Source organism: Zhihengliuella flava, from assembly GCF_015751895.1.
Classification (GTDB): Bacteria; Actinomycetota; Actinomycetes; order Actinomycetales; family Micrococcaceae; genus Zhihengliuella; species Zhihengliuella flava.
Genome location: NZ_JADOTZ010000001.1, coordinates 168,557 through 186,265 on the forward strand (window position 1 = coordinate 168,557; position 17,709 = coordinate 186,265).

18 protein-coding genes and 1 tRNA gene are annotated in these 17,709 nt (G+C 64.5%); 8 read left to right on the forward strand and 11 right to left on the reverse strand.

What is annotated here, in order from left to right; translation table 11 throughout:
• Positions 1–15: 15 nt before the first annotated feature.
• Both IW252_RS00880 and IW252_RS00885 read right to left on the reverse strand, forming a co-directional pair.
• Positions 16–852: an undecaprenyl-diphosphate phosphatase gene (locus IW252_RS00880; protein ID WP_196834846.1), complete on the reverse strand. Its 837-nt coding sequence runs from the start codon at positions 850–852 to the stop codon at positions 16–18.
• Between the two features lie 84 nt (positions 853–936).
• A complete protein-coding gene (locus IW252_RS00885) occupies positions 937–1,161 on the reverse strand; it encodes a hypothetical protein (RefSeq protein ID WP_196834847.1) in 225 nt (74 codons plus the stop codon).
• A 79-nt stretch (positions 1,162–1,240) separates the two neighbouring features.
• Here IW252_RS00885 and IW252_RS00890 point away from each other — a divergent pair, with 79 nt between their 5' ends.
• On the forward strand, positions 1,241–1,501 hold the full coding sequence (locus tag IW252_RS00890) for a DUF5703 family protein (protein WP_231365847.1): 261 nt from the start codon (positions 1,241–1,243) through the stop codon (positions 1,499–1,501).
• A 10-nt stretch (positions 1,502–1,511) separates the two neighbouring features.
• Here IW252_RS00890 and IW252_RS00895 read toward each other — a convergent pair whose 3' ends face one another.
• A complete protein-coding gene (locus IW252_RS00895) occupies positions 1,512–2,684 on the reverse strand; it encodes an acyl-CoA dehydrogenase family protein (RefSeq protein ID WP_331271385.1) in 1,173 nt (390 codons plus the stop codon).
• 19 nt (positions 2,685–2,703) lie between these two features.
• Positions 2,704–4,047, reverse strand: coding sequence for a M20/M25/M40 family metallo-hydrolase (locus IW252_RS00900; protein WP_196834848.1), 1,344 nt, complete (start codon positions 4,045–4,047; stop codon positions 2,704–2,706).
• 160 nt (positions 4,048–4,207) lie between these two features.
• Here IW252_RS00900 and IW252_RS00905 point away from each other — a divergent pair.
• The 3 genes from IW252_RS00905 to IW252_RS00915 all read left to right on the forward strand — a co-directional run bounded on the left by IW252_RS00905 (position 4,208) and on the right by IW252_RS00915 (position 6,201).
• A tRNA-Leu gene (locus IW252_RS00905) sits at positions 4,208–4,293 on the forward strand.
• Positions 4,294–4,477: 184 nt separating this feature from the next.
• Positions 4,478–5,572, forward strand: a complete 1,095-nt coding sequence (locus IW252_RS00910; protein ID WP_196834849.1) for an S-(hydroxymethyl)mycothiol dehydrogenase — start codon at positions 4,478–4,480, stop codon at positions 5,570–5,572.
• Positions 5,572–6,201, forward strand: a complete 630-nt coding sequence (locus IW252_RS00915) for an MBL fold metallo-hydrolase (protein ID WP_196834850.1) — start codon at positions 5,572–5,574, stop codon at positions 6,199–6,201. The genes IW252_RS00910 and IW252_RS00915 overlap by 1 nt, the downstream gene beginning before the upstream one ends.
• Before the next feature lie 73 nt (positions 6,202–6,274).
• Here IW252_RS00915 and IW252_RS00920 read toward each other — a convergent pair whose 3' ends face one another.
• On the reverse strand, positions 6,275–7,015 hold the full coding sequence (locus IW252_RS00920; RefSeq protein WP_408065755.1) for a lipoate--protein ligase family protein: 741 nt from the start codon (positions 7,013–7,015) through the stop codon (positions 6,275–6,277).
• Between the two features lie 15 nt (positions 7,016–7,030).
• Between IW252_RS00920 and IW252_RS00925 the strand changes: the two genes are divergently transcribed.
• Complete coding sequence (locus IW252_RS00925) at positions 7,031–7,639, forward strand: uridine kinase family protein (RefSeq protein WP_196834851.1); 609 nt, start codon at positions 7,031–7,033, stop codon at positions 7,637–7,639.
• 9 nt (positions 7,640–7,648) lie between these two features.
• On the opposite strand, the gene IW252_RS00930 is transcribed toward IW252_RS00925, so the two are convergent.
• On the reverse strand, positions 7,649–8,500 hold the full coding sequence (locus IW252_RS00930; RefSeq protein ID WP_196834852.1) for a thioesterase family protein: 852 nt from the start codon (positions 8,498–8,500) through the stop codon (positions 7,649–7,651).
• 148 nt (positions 8,501–8,648) lie between these two features.
• Here IW252_RS00930 and IW252_RS00935 point away from each other — a divergent pair, with 148 nt between their 5' ends.
• Complete coding sequence (locus tag IW252_RS00935; RefSeq protein ID WP_196834853.1) at positions 8,649–9,077, forward strand: ribosomal maturation YjgA family protein; 429 nt, start codon at positions 8,649–8,651, stop codon at positions 9,075–9,077.
• Between the two features lie 65 nt (positions 9,078–9,142).
• Here IW252_RS00935 and nrdF read toward each other — a convergent pair whose 3' ends face one another.
• The 4 genes from nrdF to nrdH all read right to left on the reverse strand — a co-directional run bounded on the left by nrdF (position 9,143) and on the right by nrdH (position 13,022).
• Positions 9,143–10,117, reverse strand: coding sequence for a class 1b ribonucleoside-diphosphate reductase subunit beta (gene nrdF, locus IW252_RS00940; RefSeq protein ID WP_196834854.1), 975 nt, complete (start codon positions 10,115–10,117; stop codon positions 9,143–9,145).
• Positions 10,118–10,211: 94 nt separating this feature from the next.
• The gene (gene nrdE, locus IW252_RS00945; RefSeq protein WP_269211957.1) at positions 10,212–12,332 is read right to left on the reverse strand and encodes a class 1b ribonucleoside-diphosphate reductase subunit alpha; all 2,121 of its coding nucleotides are present in this window, start codon (positions 12,330–12,332) and stop codon (positions 10,212–10,214) included.
• A 17-nt stretch (positions 12,333–12,349) separates the two neighbouring features.
• On the reverse strand, positions 12,350–12,784 hold the full coding sequence (gene nrdI / locus IW252_RS00950) for a class Ib ribonucleoside-diphosphate reductase assembly flavoprotein NrdI (protein WP_231365848.1): 435 nt from the start codon (positions 12,782–12,784) through the stop codon (positions 12,350–12,352).
• On the reverse strand, positions 12,777–13,022 hold the full coding sequence (gene nrdH / locus IW252_RS13415; RefSeq protein ID WP_231365849.1) for a glutaredoxin-like protein NrdH: 246 nt from the start codon (positions 13,020–13,022) through the stop codon (positions 12,777–12,779). Before nrdH ends, nrdI begins: the two co-directional genes overlap by 8 nt.
• Positions 13,023–13,518: 496 nt before the next feature.
• Between nrdH and IW252_RS00955 the strand changes: the two genes are divergently transcribed.
• Entirely contained in the window at positions 13,519–14,184 is a 666-nt protein-coding gene (locus tag IW252_RS00955) for an MBL fold metallo-hydrolase (protein ID WP_196834857.1), read from the forward strand.
• A gap of 58 nt (positions 14,185–14,242) precedes the next feature.
• Positions 14,243–16,777, forward strand: coding sequence for a DEAD/DEAH box helicase (locus IW252_RS00960; protein WP_196834858.1), 2,535 nt, complete (start codon positions 14,243–14,245; stop codon positions 16,775–16,777).
• A 30-nt stretch (positions 16,778–16,807) separates the two neighbouring features.
• On the opposite strand, the gene IW252_RS00965 is transcribed toward IW252_RS00960, so the two are convergent.
• The gene (locus IW252_RS00965; protein WP_196834859.1) at positions 16,808–17,647 is read right to left on the reverse strand and encodes a metal-dependent hydrolase; all 840 of its coding nucleotides are present in this window, start codon (positions 17,645–17,647) and stop codon (positions 16,808–16,810) included.
• Between the last annotated feature and the right edge of the window lie 62 nt (positions 17,648–17,709).

Below are 17,709 nucleotides of genomic sequence, written 5' to 3' on the forward strand. Positions count from 1 at the left end.
ATGGGTACTAGCGCTTTAGACGGGCTGAATAATCCCGAAACCGAGCATCACGAAGATCGCCAAGCCTAGGCCGATGCGGTACCAGACGAAAACGCGGTAATTATGGGTGGAGATGTAGCGCAGGAGCCATGCCACAATCGCGTAGCCGACGACGAAAGCGATGCCGGTGGCGACGAGGGTCTCGGCGAGCGAATAGGGGCCGTTGGTGGAGGGCTCAGCCAGCGACTTCGCCAACTTGTAGAAGCCGGAGGCCACTACGGCGGGGATGGCCAGCAGGAAGGCGTAGCGTGTTGCCGCTTCACGGGTGTACCCCAAGAGCAGGCCGCCGGTGATGGTTCCGCCGGAGCGGGAGACGCCGGGAATCAGGGCGAGCGCCTGGAACAGGCCGTACGTGATGCCATGCTTGTACGTGAGCTGGTTGAGCTCGCGCTGCTGCCGGCCATACGTGTCGGCCCATGCCAGGAAGAGACCAAAGACGATCAGCATCGTGGCAGTAATCCACAGGCTGCGGAACGTGGTGTCGATGAAGTCCTCGAGCAGCAAGCCCAGGATCGCGATCGGCAAGCTACCGATGATGATCAGCCAGCCCATGCGGGCATCGGGATCGGAGCGGTCGACCTTGCCCACGAGGGACTTGGACCACTGCGTGATGATCCGGACGATGTCCTTCCAGAAGTACAGGACGACGGCGGCCTCGGTGCCGAGCTGTGTAATCGCCGTAAAGGCGGCACCCGGATCTTGCGCGCCGGGCAGGAACTCGCCGACGATCCGCACGTGGGCGCTGGAGGAAATCGGGAGGAACTCGGTGAGGCCTTGTACTAGGCCCAAGATGATGGCTTCGATCCAATTCACGGATTCGACCCTACTTGAGGCACGCGCCAGCACATCGGCTACGACACCCGTCAGCGGGTGATGTTCGTCCCGTTGGGGGCGCCGTTAGTACTCGTCGTCGTCTTCACCGTCGTCGTAGAGCTCAAGCGGAAGCGATTCGTCATACGCCTCGTAGAGGGCGTCCTCGTAGACTTCGTAGCTGTCGGCGACAGCGAAAAAGGCGGCTTCCACCGCGGGATCAGAGTCGCTGCGGCGGGAGACAACGGCGCTCAGGTGCTCGTCCAGCGAGGCCTTCAGCGCTTCGAGGGCAACGCGCGGATCAGTAGTCATGGTTTGACGGTACCGCCGAAACCGTTCGCTGGGTAGGGGCCTTGCAAATCAGTGTGCTCGCGCTAGTCTTTTGCCTCATATGCAGAAGCCAGCTCAGCCGCCCGCCCGTTTCCCCCAAGCCCAACGTCTGCGCGATCCGGCGGAACCCTACGAGTATTTGGTGGTGACCGTGTACCCCGGCGAGTCGCTTGCCGAGGCCCGCCGTGGCTTGGTGGAACACGCCGAATACGGCAAGTGGGAGCTCAGGCGGACGGTCAAGTACACCGGCGGCGTCTACCGCTACTGGCTGCGCCGGCGCGTCATGCGGGTAGAACGAACCCTCACGGTGCTGACGCCCTAGAAGCGGCGGCTCATGACGGGGTCTCCAGCGGCCCCAGCAACCACGCAGCGACCGTGCGGTGCGCGGAGGCTGCGTCGGAGGGATGGTAGAGACTCGCGAGAGCATCCCGGTAGAGTCGCTCGAGCTCGCTGCCCCGAAAATATTGCCCGCCGCCAGCGACATTCAGAGCGGCATCGACGGTGGAACGGGCCACCTCACCCGCGCGAGTGCGTAAGGTGACCAGCCGGGGAAACCACGCGTGAGCGTGATCCACGCGCGCATCGATATCCCGTGCCGTCTGCGTCAGGAACCCATCGAGGGACAGGATCTCCATCCCGGCCTGCGCCACGCGCCACCGCACATCCGGATCCTGGTCACGGCTCTGACCTGAGACGAGCGAAACGCGGTTCGCCGGGTGGGCTGCTGCCAATTCCACGGCGCGGTCCGCGATTCCGGCGTAGACCGAAGCGGTGAGGGTCAAAAAGGAAGCGAAGATCGCGAAGATGAGCGGATCATCCTGTGGGCCGGTGGGCAATCGGGTGTGGACCCATGCGTGTGGCGACACGGCACCGTCGAGGTCCGTGGAATGGGATTGGCTGGCCCGCATGCCGAGGGTGTCCCAGTCGTCGTTCACCCGGACACCAGGATCCTGGCGGTCGACAAATCCGTGAATCAGCTCTCCTGCGTCATCCTTGCCAAACACGCCCAGGCGGGTAAACACGGGAGCTAGGGACGTGAAGATTTTCCGCCCGGTGAAGGCCACCCCGTCGCTGGTATGCTCGGCACGCGTGACCGAATCGAAGAGCACGGCGTCATTGCCGGGCTCCGAAATCCCGAACGCCATCACCTCACCGCCGGCGATCCAGTCCGCCACGAAGCGCAAGCGCGTGTCTCCCTTGGCCTGCAGGACACGAGCGGCACCGGCCCACACGAGGTGCATGTTGACGGCTAGCGCGGTCCCGGGCGCGTGAGCGGCCAGCAGTCGCTGTGCTGCCGTCGTTTCCGCAAACCCCCACCCGGAGCCACCCTGGTCAGCCGGTAGCATGGCCTTGAGATAGCCAGCGCCCGCGAGGGCTTCGAAGTCCTGATGCGCGAACGTATTCTCGGCGTCGTGCTGGCCAGCTCTGCTGCGCAGGCCCTCCAGCAGTGGACCGCTGAGGACGCGGCGCGCGGACCGTTCTTCAGCAGGATGGATGGTGCTCACCTCAGCCTCCTAGAGCTTCCTAATACGACGAGATGAGCCGATACAGCACGCGCGTGCCGAACTGCAACGCGTCCACGGGCACCCGCTCATCCACCCCGTGGAACATGCCCGTGAAGTCGAGAGTGTCGGGCAAGCGCAACGGGGCAAACCCATAGCCGGTGATGCCCAAGCGTGCCAGCGATTTGTTGTCCGTGCCGCCAGAGAGCATGTAGGGCAGGACGACGGCGTCGGGATCCTCGGCCTTGAGGTTCGCCACCATGGACTCGACCAGATCGCCGGAGAAGGGGACTTCAAGGGAGATGTCGGCGTGGTCCGTGATGAGATCCACGCCTTCGCCGGCGAGCCGGCGGAGCGTGTCGAGCACCATCTCGTCCTGCCCGGGCAGAGTGCGGCAGTCAATCATGGCTTCGGCCTTGCCCGGAATGACGTTGTGCTTATAGCCGGCGGTTAGCGCAGTCGGGTTTGACGTGTTGTGCAGCGTGGCTCCGACAAACCGGGCCACGGTGCCGAGCTCGTCGAGCAGCGCCGTGGGATCGTCCTCGGTGAAAGCCACCCCCGTGATCTCGGAGACGCCCTCGAGGAACGCGCGGGTCGTCTTCGTGTACGCGTAGTCCCACTGGTGTTCGCCAATCCGGCTCACCGCTTGGGCCAAGCGCGTGACCGCGTTGTCGTCATTCGTTTGGGAGCCATGGCCGGCGCGGCCCGTGGCCTGCAAGCGCAACCAATTGATGCCCTTCTCTGCCGTTTGCAGCAAGTAGGCTCGCTGCCCGCCCACCGTCGTGGAAAATCCGCCGACCTCGCTGATGGCCTCGGTGGCGCCCTCGAACAACTCGGGGTGCTCCTGAACGAGCCAGCCGGCGCCGTAGGTGCCGCCAGCCTCCTCGTCGGAAAAGAACGCGTAAATGATGTCCCGTTTCGGCTGCTGGCCCGTGCGGTGCATGTGCCGCATGACCGCAAGAATCATGGCGTCCATGTCCTTCATGTCGACGGCGCCGCGGCCCCAGATCATGCCGTCCTTCAGCTCCCCGGAGAACGGATCCACGCTCCAGTCCTCGGCCTGGGCCGGAACGACGTCGAGGTGCCCGTGCACCACCAGCGCCGGCAGGGACGCGTCTGAGCCCTTGACCCGTCCTACGACGCTCGCGCGCCCTGGTGAGGATTCGAAGATGCGCGGGTTAGCGCCGGCGTCCTCCATGAGCGCGGCGACATACTCTGCTGCCTCACGTTCGCCGCGCGAATCATTGTTGCCAAAATTTGAGGTGTCGATCCGGATGAGTTTCCGGCAAATCTCCACGACTTCCTGTTCGGCCTGCTCAAACCGCTGTGTGGCGTCGGATCCGGCACCGCTTGCGTGCGTCGTCATGAGAGCGTCCTTCCGGGGAGTTGGGCTGTGCTCCTACCCTAGCGATGCAGGACACATCACGTGAATTTGTATCTGCTGTGAACTGGTGTAGAGTATTACTCGCTGCTGACGCGGAATGGCGGGTTCAAAACCCGGCCTGACTAGCGAAAACACATCACCTGCGCGGGTGGCGGAATAGGCAGACGCGCTAGCTTGAGGTGCTAGTCCTCGTATTAGAGGGTGGGGGTTCAAGTCCCCCCTCGCGCACGGAAATCCTTCGGGATTATGAAGACCGGCTTCCATGACGGAAGCCGGTCTTTTTCGTCAGTACCGGCTCTCGTTGAGTTCCCGGCATGTGATTGGATGAAACCGTGCGCGGCAACGACGCGCGCAGGTGTCGCTACAGCACACGTAGTGCATCAGAGGCCCCCGAAACACGCAGGAGAGCACCATGCCGCAGAAGGTCCAAGGCATCGTCGTCACCGCACAGGACGCACCGGCTACGGCCGAAACCATCATCATCCCGGACCCGGCCGCCGGTGAGGCCGTCGTCGACATCATCTCGTGTGGCGTGTGCCATACGGACCTGCACTACAAGCAGGGCGGCATCGGCGATGAGTACCCCTACCTCTTGGGCCATGAGGCCACCGGGGTCGTGTCCCAAGTGGGTGAGGGGGTCACCGAGGTTGCCGTGGGCGACCGCGTCATCCTCAACTGGCGCGCCGTCTGCGGGCAGTGCCGCGCGTGCGCCAAGGGCCAGCCGCAGTACTGCTTCAACACCGCCAACGCCAGCCAGAAGATGACTCTCGAGGACGGGACCGAACTCTCCCCCGCGCTCGGTATCGGCGCCTTCGCGGAGAAGACCCTCGTGGCCGCCGGCCAGTGCACCAAGGTGGACGACGACGTCGACCCGGCCGCCGTCGGCCTGCTCGGCTGCGGCGTGATGGCCGGCATCGGCGCGTCCATCAACACCGGAGAGGTTAAGCGCGGCGAATCGGTCGCCGTCATCGGTTGTGGCGGCGTGGGCATCGCCGCCGTGGCCGGCGCCGCGTTGGCGGGCGCGACGACGATTATCGCGGTGGATATCGACCCGGAGAAGGTCGAGATGGCCAAGCAGCTGGGCGCAACGCACGGCGTGAACTCGCGCGAACAGGACCCCGTGGAAGCTATCCGCGAGCTGACCGGCGGTTTTGGGGCCGACGTCGTGATCGAGGCGGTGGGGCGTCCGGAGACCTATGAACAGGCGTTCTACGCCCGGGACCTCGCCGGCCGCGTGGTACTCGTCGGCGTCCCCACACCCCAGATGAAGATCGAGCTGCCGCTGCTCGACGTCTTCGGCCGCGGCGGCTCGCTCAAATCCTCGTGGTACGGGGACTGCCTGCCGAGCCGAGACTTCCCCATGCTGGTGGACCAGTACAAGCTGGGCCGCCTGAACCTGGATGCGTTCGTCACCGAGCGCATCGGTCTGGGCGACGTCGAGGCCGCCTTTGAGAAGATGCACGGCGGCAAGGTCCTGCGCTCCGTCGTCATGGTCGGTGAGCAGTGATGGGCGCGCGCATCGAAAACGTCGTCACCTCCGGAACGTTCAGCCTCGACGGCGGCACGTGGGACGTCGACAACAACGTGTGGATCGTCGGTGACGACGCCGAGGTCATCCTCATCGATCCGGCGCACGACGTCGAGGCGATCGCCGACACCGTGGGCGAGCGCACTGTGACCATGATCCTCCTGACGCACGGGCACGATGACCACATCCGGTACGCACGGGCCGCGGCCGAGCGTTTCAACGCGGAGATCTGGCTGAACCCGGAGGACCTCATGCTCTGGGAGATGGTGTACCCGGGCACGCGGCCGGACCACGAGATCACGGATGGCCAGACGTTCGAGGTCGCCGGCATCACGCTGCGCGCGATCCACACGCCGGGCCACTCCCCTGGCTCGACGTGCCTCTACGCCGAAGACCTCGGCACGGTGTTTTCCGGTGACACACTCTTCAATGGTGGTCCGGGGGCTACGGGCCGTTCGTTCAGCAGCTTCGAGACGATCATCGCCTCGGTCCGCGACCACCTCTTCACGCTGCCGTCTGACACCGTGGTCCGCACAGGCCATGGTGATTCGACGTCGATCGGCGCGGAGGCCCCGCACCTCGACGAGTGGATCCAGCGCGGCCACTAACTCAACGCCGCGCTAAGCGGCATCGAATTATCGCACCGGCTGACCGAATCTGGCTCGTGATGGCCAGATCCGGTCAGCCGTTGTCGTTAATCGCCATGTCGTGGCCGTAGGCGGCGATCAGCGCCCGCTCAACGTCCCCCACCGTCACCCCGGGCGCTAGGTCGTCGACGGCCCCCGCCGTCGACGGATCGATGGGCAGTTCCAAGGCGTCGTAGACGTCCGTTAACACGCTCCGCAGCGGGGCGGAATTCTCGACGACGATGACGGACGCGAAGAGCCAGGCTCCGGCCACCACGCGCTGCGCGGTGCCGACGAGCTTGATCGCGTTCTGGACGGGCGAGCTGGCCGAGGGGCGACCGTGCACGCTGTACTCCCCGGGGCAATACTCGCCCGGCAGCTCCCCCACGTGCGCGTCGACTCCCACCGTGGTCAGGGCCTGAGCGTAGAGCGCACCGAGGGAGCGAAAGCGGCCCTGATGGCCCAGCATGGCGTCCGCATCCGGCTCCACGTGATCCACGATCAGGGTGCCCTCGTGATAGGCGGCGGCCCGGCCACCGGCCCGCCGGATCAGCGGCGCAAATCCAGCCTCCGCGGCGAGCCGTGCGGCGGCGTCGTACCCAGCCAAACGGGTGTCCCGCTGGCCAAACGCCAGCGTGGGGCTGGGCCGGTAGAGCCGGAGTGTGGGTGGGGCGTCGCCGGTGGCGACAGCGCGGAGGAGGTCGACGCCGCCAGCCAGATCCGCTGCGGGGTCGGCCGAGGCGCGCTCGCGCCGGACGATGAGCGGGCTCACCGCAGTTGAGTTCCAAGCAGTCACGCAAAAGATTCTAGGATGGACTCCGTGATTTCGCCGTCCTCAACCCTCATCCTGCTCGGAGGCGCTTCGGGCGCCGGAAAGTCCTACTTGGCCGCGAAGTATGGCCGCCCGCATCTGGTGCTGGATAACTTCTACCGGGAAGCCTCTGAGCACACGGAGGCCTCTCCTCTGCCCCAGACTGCCTATGGAGAGATCGACTGGGACCACCCGGGGACGTGGAACACGCAGGCGGCCGTCGACGGCGTCGTGGAGCTCCTCGAGACGGGGCAGACCCAGGTGCCCGCTTACTCGCTCTCGACCTCCTCCTACGACGGGCACGCTCTGGTGGAGATGGATCGGGGGCCGGTCATCGCCGAGGGAATTTTTGGCAGCGAGGTGCTGGCCCCGCTTCGGCGACAGGGCGTAGCCGTGCAGGCGATCTACGTGGACACGCCGCCACTCGCCACGGCCCTGCGGCGCTTGGCGCGTGATGTGGCCGAACGGCGGAAACCGATCGGATTCCTGCTGAAGCGAGGATGGGCGCTGTACCGGGCTGAGGGGGCCCTGCGCGCCCGCTACCTCAACGCCGGATTCGTGCCACTTGGCAAGCCCGCGGTGAAAAAGTTGCTCGCCTCGCTCGCGTAAGCGTCGAGGCTAGCGCTTGTGCCCGGGCATGGGCCGAACGGTGAGAATCTGCTCGGTCCGGCCGAAGGGGCCCTGAACGTCGTGCAGCACTCCTGACGTCAGGCCGATGCCATCGGTGCCGTAGGTCTGCTGGGCCTGGATGCCAAGCCATTCGCCGACCGGTGCGCGGTGCATATGGATCTGTAGGTCCACGTTGGGAAACATCCACGATTCCGGGCCGGGCTCGACGCGGGGCGCAATGCCATTGGCTGTATCCGCCATGCCCAGCAGCCGAACCAGAGACGTCGTCGTCGTCGTACCAGAGACCATCTCTAGATCGTGGCGAAGCCAGACGGTGCCTCGGCCCGGGCGGTGGCCGGCATCGACCCGGAAGTCGAGGGCTTCGATGTAACCACCGGGCCACGGGGACATGCCATCCCACACGGGCAGGTCCTCAGGGTGCGTCACGTGGGTGTCTTCCACGGCGTGAACGGCCGAACTGTCACCGGTGGCCAGGCGCCAGGCGCGCGCAACGATGGAGGTGCGTCCGGCGGTGATCATTTCCGCCTCGATCAACTCGATGGTGCGGCCGGGGCGAATAACGCGGGTATCGATGGTGATGTCCCCGCCGTGAATGATGCCGTGAATGTCGAGGCTGACGCGGGCCATGCGGAGGTCGTCGCGTGGCTGGAACTTCTCGAGCTCGTGAACCATGATGCCGGTGGCCGGGGCCATGTGCTGTTCGTGGGGGTTCCACGCGCCTTGGGCGTGCACGGTGGACCGGTAGTGGCCGTCGCCGAGGTCCTCGTAGAAGAAGTCGCCCACCGCCAAGTCGGGCAATTCGGGCTGGCCGGTGGAGGCTGCGGTCTTCTCGGCTGACATGCTCTGTGCTCCTCGCTGCTGTGGGTCGTCGTCACTGACGTCGGCACCAGCCTAGTGAGTCCGAAGCGAAAACGTTAATGCTCCCTAACGCCCAGTTGCCTCGGTGACGCGCGGCTGCCAACCGGGCGCCGACGTTAGACTTTCGGGTGTGAAGTTTGACCGTCGCTACTCCCCCACGGTGAGGCGGCGCGTCGCCCTGGCCGCGGCCGGCGTGGGCGTGATCCCCCTGGGTTTGGCCGCGCGCTACCTACTGCCGGGCAGCGTGGGCGATGTGGCTGGAGGCGCCTTGTATGCGGTGCTGATCTACCTGCTCGTTGCCTTCGTTGTGCCCCGCTGGCGGCCAGCAGCCCTGGGCGCGGCGGCGCTGGCGAGCTGCTTCGCCGTTGAGTTCTTTCAGCTCACGCCGGTCCCCAGTACCTTGGCTGAGTGGTTCCCTCCGATCGCCCTCGTGTTGGGCTCGTCCTTCGTGTGGGCCGATCTCCTGGCCTACGCGGCCGGAGTGGTCGCGGCCGGGCTGGTTGACTGGCTTGCGGCGGCTCACCGTCGTCGGGGTGAGGTGCGCGGCGAGCGTTCCTAGCGACAGTGCCCCGCTGCCTGTGCGGATGGCACGGGCAGCGGGGCACTATCGGGGTGAAGCGGCGGCTAGAAGTCCCAGTCCTCGTCTTCCGTGTTCACGGCCTTGCCGATCACGTAGGAGGAGCCGGAGCCGGAGAAGAAGTCGTGGTTCTCGTCCGCGTTCGGGCTGAGCGCGGAGAGAATCGCCGGGTTCACGTCCGTCACCGACGCCGGGAACATGGCCTCGTAGCCGAGGTTCATGAGCGCCTTGTTGGCGTTGTAGTGGAGGAACTTCTTGACGTCCTCGCTCAGGCCCACGCCGTCGTAGAGGTCGTGCGTGTACTGCACCTCGTTCTCGTACAGCTCGAACAGCAGCTCGAACGTGTAGTCCTTCAGCTCCTGCTGGCGCGCCTCAGAGAGACCCTCGAGTCCCTTCTGGAACTTGTAGCCGATGTAGTAGCCGTGCACGGCCTCGTCACGGATGATGAGGCGGATCAGGTCTGCCGTGTTGGTCAGCTTGGCGCGGGAGGACCAGTACATCGGCAGGTAGAAGCCCGAGTAGAAGAGGAAGGACTCCAGCAGCGTGGAGGCCACCTTCTTCTTCAGCGGATCATCGCCGTGGTAGTAGGACTCGACGATCTGCGCCTTCTTCTGCAGGTTCTCGTTCTCCAGCGACCAGCGGAACGCGTCGTCGATCTCCTTCGTGGAGCACAGCGTGGAGAAGATCGACGAATAGCTCTTCGCGTGGACCGATTCCATGAAGGCGATGTTCGTGTAGACGGCCTCCTCGTGCGGAGTCAGCGAGTCCGGGATGAGGGAGACGGCGCCGACCGTGCCCTGCAGCGTATCCAGCAGGGTTAGGCCCGTGAACACGCGCATGGTCAGGGTCTGTTCCTCGGCGGTGAGCGTGTTCCACGACTGCACGTCGTTGGACAGCGGCACCTTTTCGGGGAGCCAGAAGTTATTCACGAGGCGGTTCCACACCTCGACGTCTTTATCGTCCTGGATGCGGTTCCAGTTGATGGCCTGTACGTGGCCGTGTAGCTTGACCGACTCGGTCATGTCGCCCTGCACTTTCGTCAGACGGTGATGTTTGCCCGGGTAAAGGGTACGACGGCGGCTGCTGCCGCCGTCGTACCGGTTGCTGTGGCGAGTGCTACAGCATGCAGCTGACGCAACCCTCGACTTCCGTTCCCTCCAGCGCGAGCTGGCGGAGACGGATGTAGTAGAGGGTCTTGATGCCCTTGCGCCACGCGTAGATCTGCGCCTTGTTGATGTCCCGCGTGGTGGCGGTGTCCTTGAAGAACAGCGTCAGCGACAGGCCCTGATCGACGTGCTGGGTGGCGGCCGCGTAGGTGTCGATGATCTTCTCGTAGCCGATCTCGTACGCGTCCTGGTAGTACTCCAGGTTGTCGTTGGTCAGGTAAGGGGCCGGGTAGTAGACGCGGCCGATCTTGCCTTCCTTGCGGATCTCGATCTTCGAGGCCACCGGGTGGATCGAGGAGGTCGAGTTATTGATGTAGGAGATCGAGCCGGTCGGCGGCACCGCCTGAAGGTTCTGGTTGTAGATGCCGTGCTCCATGACGGACGCCTTGAGCTCGCGCCAGTCCTCCTGCGTCGGCAGGTGCGTGTTCGCGAAGAGTTCCCTCACGCGCTCCGTCTGCGGGGTCCACTCGGCCTCGGTGTACTTGTCGAAGAACTCGCCGGAGGCGTACTTGGAATCTTCGAACCCTCCGAAGGTCTCGCCACGCTCGATCGCGATCTGGTTCGATGCGCGCAGGGCGTGGTAGAGCACCGTGTAGAAGTAGATGTTCGTGAAGTCCAAGCCCTCTTCCGAGCCGTAGTGGACGCGCTCGCGGGCCAGGTAGCCGTGCAGATTCATCTGCCCGAGGCCGATGGCGTGCGACTGGCGGTTGCCCTCCGCGATCGACGGCACGGAACCGATGTATGACATGTCGGACACGGCGGTCAGCGCGCGGATGGCCGTCTCCACGGACACCCCCAGATCCGGCGAGTCCATGGTCTTCGCGATGTTCATCGAGCCCAAGTTGCAGGAGATGTCCTTGCCGATGGTCTCGTAGCCCAGGTCATCCGAGTACTTCGAAGCCGAGGAGACCTGCAGGATCTCAGAGCACAGGTTGCTCATCGTGATCTTGCCCTTGATCGGGTTGGCTCGATTGACCGTGTCCTCAAACATGACGTAGGGGTAGCCGGACTCGAACTGGATCTCGGCCAGGGTCTGGAAGAACTCGCGGGCGTTGATCTTCTGCTTGCGGATCCGCTGGTCGTCGACCATCTCGTAGTACTTCTCCGTCACGGAGATCTCCGAGAACGGCGTGCCGTAGACGCGCTCCACGTCGTAGGGCGAGAACAGGTACATGTCCTCGTTCTTCTTCGCGAGCTCGAACGTGATGTCCGGGATGACCACGCCCAAGGACAAGGTCTTGATGCGGATCTTCTCATCCGCGTTCTCCCGCTTCGTGTCGAGGAAGCGGTAAATATCCGGGTGGTGAGCGTTGAGGTACACCGCGCCGGCACCCTGCCGTGCGCCGAGCTGATTGGCGTAGGAGAAGCTGTCTTCGAGGAGCTTCATCACGGGGATGACGCCGGAGGACTGGTTCTCAATCTGCTTGATCGGGGCGCCGTGCTCGCGGATGTTGGTCAGCGAGAGGGCGACGCCGCCGCCGCGCTTGGACAACTGCAGGGCGGAATTGATGCCACGCGCGATCGACTCCATGTTGTCTTCGATGCGCAGGAGGAAGCAGGAGACTAGCTCGCCACGCTGCTTCTTGCCGGCGTTGAGGAACGTCGGGGTGGCCGGCTGGAAGCGGCCGTCGATAATTTCCTCGACGAGTCGCTGGGCGAGGTCCTCGTCGCCGCGGGCCAGATGCAGTGCGACCATGCACACGCGGTCCTCGTAGCGCTCGAGGTAGCGCTTGCCGTCAAACGTCTTGAGCGTGTAGCTGGTGTAGAACTTGAACGCGCCCAGGAAGGTCTCAAACCGGAACTTCTTGTCGTACGCCAGCTTGTAGAGGTCCCGGATGAAGTTCATCGAGTACTGGTCGAGCGTCTCACGCTCGTAGTAGTCGTTCTTGATCAGATACTCGAGCTTCTCGTCGAGATCGTGGAAGAAGACGGTGTTGTTGTTGACGTGCTGCAGGAAGTACTGGCGCGCGGCGGCTCGGTCGGCACCGAATTGAATCTTGCCCTCGCCGTCGTACAGATTCAGCATGGCGTTGAGCTCGTGGTAGCCGAGCCCCTGCCATGCCGCTGGCAGTTCCTTGCTGTCTTGGCTCACGGTCGGCTCCGCGACGGTTGTTTCCAAAACTCTTCCAATCCTTGGCATACGTTGGCCACGTCTTCCGGCGTGCCCATGAGTTCGAAGCGATACAGCAGCGGTACGTCGCACTTAGCGGCGATTTTCCGTGCAGCGAGACAGTAGGCCGAACCAAAGTTCGTGTTTCCGGCCCCGATGACTCCGCGCAGCTGGTCGCGATTCCGGTGATCCTTCAGGAAGCGCAGGACCTGCGGCGGAACTGAGTGCTTGCCGTCCTCTCCCCCATACGTGGGTAAAAGCAGGACGAATGGTGCAGCCGCGATGACCGCCGGCTCCTTGGGGTAGAGCGGGATCCGCGTTGCATCCAGGTGCAACTTTTCAACGAATCGGGCGGTGTTGCCCGAGGCCGACGAAAAGTAAATGAGTCGGTGCGAAGTGCTCGTCTCAGGCAACGGAGGAGGCGGCGGAGGTGGCCAGCTCCTCGATCTTGTCCGGGCGGAAGCCGGACCAGTGATCGGCGTCGGTGACCACGACCGGGGCCTGCATGTGGCCCAGTGCCCGGACCCGCTCCAGCGCATCGGCGTCTTGGGAAATATCGACGCTCTGATACACGATGCCCTTCTTATCCAGTGCGCGGTAGGTTGCGTTGCACTGAACGCAGGCAGGCTTGGTGTAAACCGTGACGGTCATGGCCTCTTCCCCTCTTTGTTCTCTCACGTAGTGGGCTCTGGTTACTCGGTCTTGACGTGCTGTCCGAGGTGCCTCATGTGCCGTCGTGACGGCCGGCCTCCCGGGGCCAAAAATTCTCTCATGCCAGCGGAGCCGTTGATTGCCCCCGCCGTGAAATCGATACTACATCTAGTGGGCGGGGCGCGTCAGCACCCCTAGATCTTGTCTTACAAGTATGTCATTACCCACGCGCATCGTCCACAGGTTCTGTGGAGATCTTTGGACTTTTCAGCCCCGGAACGACGCCGTTCGGGCTCCGCTATCCACAGTGTGTGGAAGGGCTCGTGCACAGATTCAATCTCTGGCGTGTTGTCGGCGTCCGGCGTGTCGCCGGTCGGCAGATGCGGCGTCCTCAGGTGACGGCTCGCACGTGCCCCTGTGGCCACTCTCATGGCGTTCGTTCACCGCGATGCGCGGATGCTTGCGCGGAACCTCAACCCTGACATATGAACGTGCCATGGGCACATCCACGTTGGTCGCCGAGACCGCACAGTTCACCGTCCGCACCATCAGCGTTTCTGAGATGCACAACAACGTTTACCTCATCACGTCCCGCGGCACGGGGCGCCAGGTGCTGATTGACGCGGCCGACGACGTCGAGGCGATTGGGCGGCTGCGCCGCGAGAGCGCTGAGGACACCCAACAGTCCGTGCAGCTCGAGTGGATTCTCACGACCCACCAGCACTGGGATCACGTGCGCGCCCTGCGCGCTGTGGCCGAGGACTCGGGTGCCCGCATCGCCGCAGGAGCAGACGACGCCGACGCGATCGCCGAGGCCGAATCGGTCACGATGGACCGTCACCTCATCCACGGCGAGCGGATCTCGAGCGGAGACCTCACGCTGGACTGTGTCCATCTGCGCGGGCACACTCCCGGGTCCATCGCCTACGTGCTCACCGAGGGACTCGAACGTCCCCTGATCTTTAGCGGTGACGCCCTCTTCCCGGGAGGTGTGGGCAATACCTGGGGAGATCCGGAGCGTTTCGCCCAGTTGCTGGGCGATGTCACCGAACGCCTGTTCGGCGTGTACGACGACGCCACCGTGCTCCCCGGGCATGGCGCCGGAACCACCCTCGAGGCCGAGCGCGGGCAGTTACCCGCGTGGAAGGCCCGCGGCTGGTAAGCGCGCTGCTGCACGACGGACCCCACGGGTCACCTGCGGCGGATAGGGTGGAGGCATCATGAATCTCATCGATCTGTTGCCGACCGGACAGCGCGGGGCTACTCCCGAATCGACCTACGAAGCCTTCATCCGTTGGGTCGAAGATCGGGGCATCGAACTGTATCCCGCCCAGGACGAGGCCGCGATGGAGATCGTCCAAGGGCACAACGTCATTCTGGCGACGCCGACGGGCTCGGGGAAGTCGTTGGTGGCCGTCGCAGCACACTTCCACTCGCTGGCCCGGGGCGAGGTGAGCTTTTACACGGCGCCGATCAAGGCGCTGGTCTCGGAGAAGTTCTTCGCCCTTTGTGAGACCTTCGGCGCCGAGAACGTTGGCATGGTCACCGGCGACTCGTCGGTGAATGCCGACGCCCCGATCATCTGCTGCACAGCCGAGATTCTGGCGAACATTGCGCTGCGAGAGGGCGAAACGGCCGACGTCGGCACCGTCATCATGGACGAGTTCCACTTTTATTCCGACCCGCAGCGGGGCTGGGCTTGGCAGGTCCCGCTCATCGAGCTCCCGCAAGCTCAGTTTGTCCTCATGTCCGCGACGCTGGGGGACGTCAGCCGTTTCGAGGACGACCTCACCAGCCGCACGCAGCGGGAGACCACCACGGTGGCGCACACCGATCGGCCGATCCCCCTGCACTTCAACTACTCGGAAGAGCCCGTGCAGGAAACGGTGGATGAGCTGATCTACTCCAGTCAGACGCCCGTGTACATTGTGCACTTCAGCCAGCTAGACGCCATCGAGCGCGCTCAGGGACTGCTGAGCCTGAACATCTGCTCGCGCGAAGAGAAGGACCGCATCGCCGAACTGATCGCCGGATTCCGTTTTGCCCCGGGGTTCGGCAAAACCTTGAACCGCTTGATCCGCGCCGGTATCGGGGTCCATCACGCGGGAATGCTTCCCAAATACCGGCGCCTCGTGGAGCAACTTGCCCAAGCGGGTCTGCTGAAAGTCATTTGCGGCACCGATACGTTGGGAGTCGGCATCAACGTTCCCATCCGCACCGTGCTCATGACAGCGCTGACCAAATTCGACGGTTCGCGGATGCGTGCCCTCAAGGCGCGCGAGTTCCACCAGATTGCCGGACGCGCCGGGCGGGCAGGCTTCGACACGGCCGGCACGGTCGTCGTCCAGGCACCCGAGTACGTCATTGAAAACAAGAAGGCGCTGGAGAAAGCCAAAGCCAAATTTGGCGATGACCCCAAGAAGCTCCGGCAAGTGACCAAGAAGAAGCCCCCGCAGGGCTTTGTCTCGTGGAGCGACAAGACGTTCGACAAGCTGGTCCAGGCGGATCCCGAGCCCCTGAGCTCCAGCTTTCAGATCACTCACTCGATGATCTTGAACCTGCTGGAGCGTCCCGGAGACTCCTTTGCCGCGGCACGGCGCATTCTGACGGAGAACCATGAGCCCCCGGCACGCCAGCGTGCCCTCATACGCCGTGCGCTCGGCATTCTGCGCGAGCTCATCGCAACCGGCGTCGTGATTCGCCAAGACGAGCCGGACGAGCACGGCAACCACCTCAACCTCACCGTGCACCTCCAACAAAACTTCGCCCTCAACCAACCGCTCTCCCCCTTCGCGCTGGCCGCCATCGGCGTGCTCGACCCGGACTCCCCTTCCTACGCACTGGACGTGGTCTCGGTGATCGAGTCGACCCTTGACCAGCCACGCCAGGTGTTGAGCTTGCAGGAAAAGAAGGTTCGTGGGGAAGCGATCGGCCGGATGAAGGCCGACGGCATCGGATACGACGAACGCATGAACATCGTCGATGAGCTGACCTACCCGAAGCCGCTCGAAGACCTCTTGGACCAGTCCTTTGAAACGTACCGCCAGGGAGCCCCGTGGCTGTCCGAATTCGAGCTGGCCCCGAAGTCGGTGGTGCGCGATATGTACGAACGTGCCATGAGTTTTTCCGACTACGTGCAGTACTACCAGCTGGCTCGCTCCGAGGGCGTGCTGTTGCGCTACCTCACGGACGCGTACAAAGCACTGCAGCAGTCCGTCCCCCACGATGCCCTGCGCGAAGATCTGCAAGATCTCATCGCCTGGCTCGGCGAGTTGGTTCGGCAGATCGATTCGAGCCTGCTGGATGAGTGGGAGCAGCTCGCTCGCGGCGCAGCGCCGGAGGACCACTCGGAGGAGATCGTGCCGCCGGAGCCGGAACGTTTGACGAGCAATGCGCGGGCCTTTCGCGTCATGGTCCGGAACGAGCTGTTTCGCCGGGTGGTGCTCTTCGCGGACGAGCAAGAAGCCGCCCTTGGTGCGCTGGACGGCGAGTCGGGATTCGATGCCGACGCGTGGGGTGCCGTCATGGATGACTACTTCGACGAGCACGAGGACATTGATGACGGCCCCGGTGGCCGCGGTCAGGACTACTTCCTGTTGACCCAAGGGACGTCGTCGTGGCGGGCTCGCCAAATCTTCAAGGATCCCGCGGGACACCGGGACTGGGGCTTCGACGCCGAGATCGACCTCGCGGCCTCGGACGAGGCCGGCCAACCGGTGGTCCGTCTCACGCGCCTAGGCCGGCTGGACGACTAGCGACGTCGGGAGCCCAATTTCCCGGCTTGCCTACCCCACCAGGTGGGCCAGGAGCCGGGCGACGCTGACGGCTACCCCGAGGCCCGCGTAGAGGGCGAGCGGAACGCACAGGACCCATTCGCGCCACGAGCCAGTGACTCCGACGATCGGAAGACTCACGTGCCCGTTCGGCCGCCACAGGGCACGGACCGAGGAAACGTGCCGCAGGGCGTGGGGACGCCGCAGCTTCACAGGCCACAGCGGGTTAATGCCGCCCACGGTCAGGAGATCACCCACGAGGTGGGCGGAATAGCCCAATCCCACCGCGGCGACGAACCACCGGGGATCGGGCGGTGGGAGCAGAGCAACTGCTGCGCCGGAGGCGAGGCCCACGGCCCACGGCGTCTTCTGCATCGAATCCGGAATAAACTTGAGCGCCTTGGCCGCCAAGCTGACCAACAGGATCGCGGCGATGCCCGCGCCGACCGCCACGGTGTGACCGCCGACGTCGATCACACACAGTCCCAGCAGCCAGGCCAAGACCATCGCCACGAGAAGTCCGAAGAGTGAGTGGGTGCCCTGACGATGCCCGCCCGCGGCCCGTCCGATCGCCGCGCAGAGCACTGAACTGACGGGCGGCAGGGCCCGCGCGATGGACGCACGCCGGTGGTCGATGTCCGGTAGCAACGCCGCTCCAGCGCAGACCATCGCCCCCGTCGCCACTCCGCCCGGCGCGTCGGGAAACAGGCCGAAGCCGAGCGGAATTTCAGCCGGAAGGTGGGCGGCGACGTGGGGGAATTGTTCGCGGAGGGTTCCCACGTGGAACTGTGCCGGGGAAGCGACCGCTACCCAGGCCGCGGCGCCCCACGCCGCATGATTGCCCCCGAGCACTTGGGACCACCTCTCGCCGATGACTTCCCGACCTTAGTGGGAAACGTCCTCGTCAGGTGGGA

Coding starts and splice junctions, on each gene's coding strand:
- IW252_RS00885 (WP_196834847.1), bottom strand. CDS start 1,161: ATGACTACTGATCCGCGCGTTGCCCTCGAAGCGCTGAAGGCCTCGCTG.
- IW252_RS00890 (WP_231365847.1), top strand. CDS start 1,241: ATGCAGAAGCCAGCTCAGCCGCCCGCCCGTTTCCCCCAAGCCCAACGT.
- IW252_RS00900 (WP_196834848.1), bottom strand. CDS start 4,047: ATGACGACGCACGCAAGCGGTGCCGGATCCGACGCCACACAGCGGTTT.
- IW252_RS00910 (WP_196834849.1), top strand. CDS start 4,478: ATGCCGCAGAAGGTCCAAGGCATCGTCGTCACCGCACAGGACGCACCG.
- IW252_RS00915 (WP_196834850.1), top strand. CDS start 5,572: ATGGGCGCGCGCATCGAAAACGTCGTCACCTCCGGAACGTTCAGCCTC.
- IW252_RS00925 (WP_196834851.1), top strand. CDS start 7,031: ATGGACTCCGTGATTTCGCCGTCCTCAACCCTCATCCTGCTCGGAGGC.
- IW252_RS00930 (WP_196834852.1), bottom strand. CDS start 8,500: ATGTCAGCCGAGAAGACCGCAGCCTCCACCGGCCAGCCCGAATTGCCC.
- nrdF (WP_196834854.1), bottom strand. CDS start 10,117: ATGACCGAGTCGGTCAAGCTACACGGCCACGTACAGGCCATCAACTGG.
- nrdH (WP_231365849.1), bottom strand. CDS start 13,022: ATGACCGTCACGGTTTACACCAAGCCTGCCTGCGTTCAGTGCAACGCA.
- IW252_RS00955 (WP_196834857.1), top strand. CDS start 13,519: ATGGGCACATCCACGTTGGTCGCCGAGACCGCACAGTTCACCGTCCGC.
- IW252_RS00960 (WP_196834858.1), top strand. CDS start 14,243: ATGAATCTCATCGATCTGTTGCCGACCGGACAGCGCGGGGCTACTCCC.